The 6626-nt window shown below is 58.1% G+C and carries 5 protein-coding genes; 2 read left to right on the forward strand and 3 right to left on the reverse strand.

Annotated elements, in window-relative coordinates:
• Nucleotides 1-18: 18 nt before the first annotated feature.
• Nucleotides 19-1557, forward strand: coding sequence for a TIGR03790 family protein (locus tag WW58_RS01715; RefSeq protein WP_046434831.1), 1539 nt, complete (start codon nucleotides 19-21; stop codon nucleotides 1555-1557).
• 109 nt (nucleotides 1558-1666) lie between these two features.
• Nucleotides 1667-2014, forward strand: coding sequence for a 50S ribosomal protein L19 (gene rplS, locus WW58_RS01720; RefSeq protein WP_012419257.1), 348 nt, complete (start codon nucleotides 1667-1669; stop codon nucleotides 2012-2014).
• Between the two features lie 423 nt (nucleotides 2015-2437).
• On the opposite strand, the gene WW58_RS01725 is transcribed toward rplS, so the two are convergent.
• The 3 genes from WW58_RS01725 to WW58_RS01735 all read right to left on the reverse strand — a co-directional run.
• Nucleotides 2438-4081: a discoidin domain-containing protein gene (locus WW58_RS01725; RefSeq protein WP_046434833.1), complete on the reverse strand. Its 1644-nt coding sequence runs from the start codon at nucleotides 4079-4081 to the stop codon at nucleotides 2438-2440.
• Between the two features lie 474 nt (nucleotides 4082-4555).
• A complete protein-coding gene (locus WW58_RS12745; RefSeq protein WP_102759794.1) occupies nucleotides 4556-6289 on the reverse strand; it encodes an esterase/lipase family protein in 1734 nt (577 codons plus the stop codon).
• A 37-nt stretch (nucleotides 6290-6326) separates the two neighbouring features.
• Nucleotides 6327-6626: aminotransferase class V-fold PLP-dependent enzyme (locus WW58_RS01735; RefSeq protein ID WP_046434836.1), on the reverse strand; the 300-nt coding region annotated here is incomplete at its 5' end.

Genomic DNA, 6626 nt, shown 5'->3' on the forward strand with positions numbered 1-6626 from the left:
ATGAGGTATGGTAGGGGCATGTTCAAGAGTGGATTAGCCGTGTTATTTCTGCTGGCGTCGTGGTTTTCCGCCTCGTGTGCCTATGAGCTGCTGCCCGCTCATGTGGCCGTGGTTTATAACGGAAAATCCGAGCTGAGCCGCCGCATGGCCAGGGAGTATGCGCGGGTGCGCGGCGTTCCGGAAGGGAATCTCGTTTCCCTGGATTGCCCCACGACCAGCGAGATTTCGCGGAAGGAGTATGAGGATACGATCCGCGTCCCGCTGCTGGAGGCGGCGCGGAAACAACGGTGGTGGGTGCCTTCCGGCATTGCGTCCTCCCCCTTGATGAACCGGAAGATTTTTGTGCTGGTGCTGATGGCGGACCTGCCGATGAAGATACGGCATGAAACGCCCGCTCCCCTTCCCGGGAAAGGCGTCAACCAGATGCAGACGGATCGCGCTGCGGTGGATTCCGAATTGGCTCTGCTGGCGGTGGGCGGTTATGAAAGGAAGTCCTGGCAGGTGAATCCCTATTTTAATAAAAGGGAGGATTTTGTGGGTTCCGGCCTTCCTTCGTTTCTGGTATGCCGCCTGGACGGACTGACGCCCGATACCTGCATGCGGCTGGTGGCGGAACCGGCGAACGTGGAGAAAAAAGGTTTATGGGGGTGGGCCGTTGTGGACCGGGGCGGCCCCTATGCCCAGGGGGACCGGTGGCTGGACGACGTGTTCGAGCGCGTAAGGGAGGCGGGCATTCCCGCTTATCTGGATGACTGGCCCCAGACCCTGCCGGAAAAATTCCCCTTGAGCCGGGATACGGCTCTTTACTGCGGGTGGTATGCGGGGAATGCGAACGGACCGTTTTCGGATCCTTCGTTCCGCTTCCGGCCCGGGGCGATAGCCATGCATCTGCATTCCTTCAGCGCCGCCGATTTCAAGGTCCCCGGCAGGGGATGGAGTTCCGCCCTGCTGGAGAAGGGGGCTGCTGTGACGGTGGGAAACGTGTATGAGCCGTTCCTGGGCGCCTGCCACCGCTTTGATATTTTTGTGGACCGCCTCCTGGACGGCTATACCGTGGCGGAGGCTTCCTGGATGAGCATGCCTGTGCTGTCCTGGCAGGGGTTGGTGTTCGGAGACCCCCTGTACCGTCCATACGCCCGCATGAAGGATATGGACGTGGAGCCGACGGAAGAAGACCGTTATTTCCAGGGGTGGTGGGCTTCCTCCGTGCAGTTCGGAGACCGCTGGAAGGACCGTTCCGCGCGTTTGATGGAGTCCGCCCGGAAGGCCCCTTTTTCCTGCCTTTATGAAGCTCTGGCGCTGGAATGCCTGTACCGGAAGGAACCGGCCCGCGCCGGAGAGCTCCTTTCCTCCGCCCTGGACGGCGCGGCTGACGCCCGCACCCGTGCGCGCCTGCTGCTGGAAATCCTGATGGCGGAACGGGCCCGGGGCGGCAACAAGGCTTTTCTGCAGCGGGCGGACGGCATCCGGGGCCTCATGTCTTCCTCCGCTTTTCTTCCGGCGCTGGAGGAATGGCTTGCCAGAGTGGCTCCGCCGCCGGACCCGCCGGAAAAATAAATTAAGGACGTACGGCAAATTTGGATTGCCTTTTAGGGGATTATGGCTCATATTCTGCGTCCCGTAAGTTTTCCTTTTACTGATATTCACCAGCAATAGATAACACAAGATGAACATTATCAACAAAATCGAGCAAGAGCAACTCAAGGCGGATGTGACCCCATTTAACGTAGGTGATACCATCAAGGTTCACACTCGTGTTATTGAAGGCGGCAAGGAACGTATCCAGATTTTCCAGGGCATTGTGATCGCCAAGCGCGGTTCCGGCATCAATGAAGCTTTCACCGTCCGCAAAATTTCCTACGGTGAAGGCGTGGAACGCGTATTCCCCCTGCATACTCCCCGCATTGCCAAGATTGAAGTCGTGAACCGCGGCAAAGTCCGCCGCGCCAAACTTCACTATCTGCGCGGCCGCATCGGCAAGGATGCCATGATTGTGAAGTCTGCCAACCGGTAATCGGAAGAATTGCTATTTTGCTGGCCCGGCCCGCCGTGAGGCGGCGCCGGGTTTTTTATTTCCGGAGTATTGTTTTTCCTGAATGGGAAAGGGGTCCACAGGGACGACAGCCGCTTCAGGATATTTCCCCGGGAGCCATATGGGGATGAGAGCGTTTTTCCGGGGTGGGGAAGGTGGAGAGGGGCGGCTATTTCCGGTCCGGCGCAAATACGTTTTTCGGATTTTCCTCCGTCCGGGCCTGGATGGCTTCCGGAGAATGGAGCAGAAACCGGAAAATTTCATACGCGAAGCCAAACCAGGAACTTAGCGTGTGACATTCCATCAGGCCCTGCCCCAACCTGCTTTCCGGGAAGGGGAAAGGAAACGGCGGTTTTCAGCATGGCCCCCGGAGGGGGGTAAGCGGGAGCAGGGCTGCGTGGATAATTATTTTTCCGCAGGTGCGGGAGCCGGTGTGTCCTCCGCATCTTCCGGTCCGTACGCTTCCACTTCCGTCAACGCCAGCGGCTGGGAGGGATTTGCGGATTCCACGCGCAGGGCTCGCGCCTTGACCGGAGCGTCCAGTTTCCAGGAAGTGACGTTGGTGGATTTTTCCGAAGGAGTGGTACTGAAGGTTTTTTCCGCCAGCACGTTTTTGTCATTGCCGTAGAGGATTACCTTGAATTTTTCCATAGTGCCCAGCAGCGTCAGGTTGGCCGGCGTGTAAATGACTACCTTTTCTATGGTGCGGTTGGTCTCCCTGCCGAAGTCAATGCCGAACCAGGCGGTTTTCCCTTCAACCACGCCTGTGGCGCTGATTGAAACGTCGGAAATCCTGGAGCTGGTATTGCCGTCAACGGCCTTTTTCGGACCGTAAGCTCCCAGCATGTTGCGGTTGGAACTCTGGCGAACCTTGACGCCGGGCTGAAGGCTCCAATTGATTTTGCCGGGTTCCGCGGAAACTTTGGGAACTGCCGGCGTCTGCGCCGGACGCGCGGCCGGAACAGGTGAAGGAATGGCCGCAGCGGTGTTTTGCGCGGTGGCCGGAGCGTGGCGGCGCGCGTCCCTGTTCGCTTGTCTTGCCGCTTCCGCTTTCGCGTTATTTTCCTTCTGCACCTGTTCATTATAGTCATTGCGCATTCTAACGACATCCTTCTTATACAGGATGCAGGTATAGGTCAGCACAATGCCCACGATCAGGGCCGGAATGAGATAGTAATAGATGTTGGACTGCCCTTTTTGCATGTTCAGGGCCGGAATGGCCGGGGAAGATGACGGTGGAGGGATGGAGGCCGCATTTCTTCCCGAAGGATTGGCAATGGCTTTATCCAGATCCGTGATGAAATCCCCCAGGTCCCGGTAGCGTTCCCGGGTATCCGGATTGATGGCGCGGGAGACTGCCGAATCCACGGCATCGCTGCATTTGATTAGTGAGGAGGGCATGGCAAAGCCCGCTTCCATCGGCGTTTTGCGGGTAAGCAGAATGTAGAGCGCCAGCCCCAGTGCGTAAATATCCATGCCCGGCGTGAACGTGGTTTCCGCTCCGGTGACCCACTCCGGAGAGGCGAAGTCCCCCATGTCCACCGGAGGTTGGGCAGGATAAATATTGATGGGCAGCAGCAGGGCGTCTCCGCCGTCTTCGCGCAGGCAAATCAGCTTGGGCGTGATGCCCCCGTGAAAAATGTTTTTCCGGTGCAGCGTCAGCAGTCCTTCCGCCATGTTGCGCACCAGGTTGAGCGCCGCCTGGGGAGATATTTGGGGAAGGGTTTCCATATCCGCCATCCGCGGATAGGGGGGGTGTTCGGAGATGATGAAAGTAAACGGCCCCGCCTGTCCTACTTCATAAACGCGCAGGAGCCCCTGGTGGGATTGTTCCACGATGGTGAGGGAGCGGACGATGAATTCAGGATCCCAGCCGAAGATGCCGGCTTCTTCCGTGGGAACCACCCGCAGCATGACGGGAGCAAAGTTGGATTTCAGGGTAGCTGTGAAAATTTGCTGGGGGCCTTTGGCTCCGACAAGCTGAATATTTTCCAATTGGGGAAAGAGAGAGGAAATCTGGTCCATGGGAAAGGAATCGTCGGCAGACATGGAAAAGGGAGGTGGAATAGTATTGATTCCCACTCTACCTTAAATTCCCCTACGGAAGCAACTCTATAAGCGGGCATATTTTGATGGCGGGACGCCCTGATGCTGAACGGACGCCAATCATGCCCGGATGGAGCGCGCCTTTTTCCGTAACCGGCCAGTCAAATCAGGGCAGCCAGGAACAGGCCGTAATGAGCGGGGAAAATTTCAGTTGTTTCAACCGCCGCGGCGGCATGTTGCCGCAGATGCCCGCGGCAAGGTAAATCCTGTTGGGTTCCTGTTTTTTTCCGGGAGCGGCAGGGAGGGTGGATGAACGAGGGCGTTCCAACCGTTAAAGCCGGGACATACAGGAACCCGGAAACAGGATCGCCGAGGCGTGGCCGTTTGACTGGAAGATGGCTGCTGTTATCAGCAGGAACAGCAGAAGGGGGGAAGGGAAGGAGGCCTTGCATGGACAAGGAGAAACAGTCCCCTGCATCAGGGCCTTTTCAGGATGATAGGCGGCGAGGGATTGGCCTGCCATACGGGAGTGGCGGCTTTCGCGTCCGCTTCTTCGAGCGTTTTACGGCCTTTGACCTTGACCAGGTGTTCCCGGAGGATGCGCCGCAGTTCCAAGGCGGAGGCCGGGTCATCCTGCACGCTGTGCCCGGACGGAACGATTTTTTCACTGGCGCTCCAGTCCAGGTGGGATGAGTGGTACTTGACCACTCCGTCGGAGGAATTGGGAGTGTCGTTCCTGCCCCTGTCTCCAATGATGGAATGAACGGGAACATTTGGGGAGCCGCGCAGCTCCGACATGTATTTGACCAGGGATGAATTCGGGGAAAGCTGGCGGATGCTGGTCAGCTCGTCCTTCAGTTGCAGGGGGTTGAGTAGGAACATGCCGCGGCTGAGAGTGGCGATGCGGGTGACTTCTTCCAGCATGTCCGAGGGGAGGTCGATCAGGCGCTGGCCCAGTCTTCCTATCCAGTTGTCCGCGAAAGTGGAACCGCGGTGCGGGGTGGCCATGTACACGATGCGCGTGACTCCCTGGGGCGGGGAAAAGATGAAATTATTCTGGAGCCGTTCAAGCGTTTGTTCATCATAATGGAGGGGGGCCATTCCTTTCTTCCAGTTTTCCAGCGTCATTCCCTCAAACGTTTCCGGAGAAAGCTCAAATACTCCCTTCATCAGCGTCCAGGGTTTGGTGGAGTTATTGAAGCGGGTGATGAGGCCGCCCATGGAGTGTCCCACCATGACGATGTTGTTCATTTCCCTGGATGTTCCGCGGGGATTGTATTCCTGCATGAGCTCCTTCAGGGCCTGCCGCTGCCTGCTGGCCGGAATGGTCCAGGCCAGCCCGGACGGATAGCCGAAGAACCAGAATTGGTAGTTTTCCCGGATGACCGGATCCACCAGGAGACGGTTGGTCAGGTTAGCGAAGGTGGCGGGGCCGGACATCAGGCCGTGGGTGAAAACCACGGGTATTTTCCGGGGGTCATAGGGTTCGGAAAAATAAAGCCCCATCGTATTGATGGCCTTTTTGGGGCGGAATGCCCCCAGCAGTTCCGTTCCGTCTGCGTCGGAAAGCTTCCAGAAGAGAGCGATGGGGACGGAAAAATTGGCCGCCAGAGGCTGCCGCACCTTATTTTTGCCAATGAAGATGTGCTCATTCATCAGGCGCGGAATGGTGCGGAGGGTTGGTTTCCCGTCCACCATGCGGTCAAAGTCCAGAATGGCCGTCAGCGTGTGCACGTTGCCGTTGTCCTTAAGCACGTTGGCATGGGGGCGGGAACCGCCCCGGGGCGCCAGCCCCGCCAGCGGTATGCCCATTCCCTCTACCGTCACGCTTTCGCGCAGGCGGAAGGAGGGGTCCACTTCATCGGACATGAAAATGGCCTCATAGAACCACGGATTGCTGTCCCTGGCATAGGGAGATTTTTCAATGACGAAGGGAAGGCTTAGGCGCTTCTTCTCATCCATGCCGCCTTTGCGTTTGGCTTCCTTCAGGTGGGCGGCCAGCTCCCGAATGCACGCATTGTATTTTTTCCGGGCTTCCGGCCATTCCCGGCTGCGGTTGGGAGAGGAAAGAATGAGCCATGCGGCATAGGCCTCCCGGATAGCCGCGGCGTCATCCTGGTAATGGGCGTACTCCATTTCCTGCCGCTGGTGCAGGGAACAGCCGGAAAGGCTTATGGCCAGTCCTAAGAGAAGGATGGAAACCGTTTTCATGATGCGCGGTGTAAATAAGCAGGGAAGGGAGGGTTATTCAGGAGAGCATGTCCAGCGCCCGGTTCATGGATTTGAGGAAGGTCTGCACTTCCTCTTCCGTATTGTACAGGGCAAAGGAGGCGCGGGTAGTCCCGGTGGTGCCCAGGGCGCACATGAGCGGCTGGCAGCAATGGTGCCCGGTTCTTACGGCAATCCCCATCTGGTCCAGCAACGTACCCAGGTCATAGTGGTGGATGCCCCCCGCCAGGACGGAGACCACGGCGCTGTGCGGCACGTCCGGGGCCAGTACGGTCAGGCGCGGCATGGCCTTCAGGCCTTCCACCGCCATATCCGTCAG

This window comes from Akkermansia sp. UNK.MGS-1 (genome assembly GCF_000980515.1).
Lineage (GTDB): Bacteria > Verrucomicrobiota > Verrucomicrobiia > Verrucomicrobiales > Akkermansiaceae > Akkermansia > Akkermansia muciniphila.

Excerpts from the sequence above, each read along its gene's own strand:
- WW58_RS01715 (WP_046434831.1), top strand. The coding sequence starts at position 19 with ATGTTCAAGAGTGGATTAGCCGTGTTATTTCTGCTGGCGTCGTGGTTT.
- WW58_RS01725 (WP_046434833.1), bottom strand. The coding sequence starts at position 4,081 with ATGTCTGCCGACGATTCCTTTCCCATGGACCAGATTTCCTCTCTCTTT.
- rplS (WP_012419257.1), top strand. The coding sequence starts at position 1,667 with ATGAACATTATCAACAAAATCGAGCAAGAGCAACTCAAGGCGGATGTG.
- WW58_RS12745 (WP_102759794.1), bottom strand. The coding sequence starts at position 6,289 with ATGAAAACGGTTTCCATCCTTCTCTTAGGACTGGCCATAAGCCTTTCC.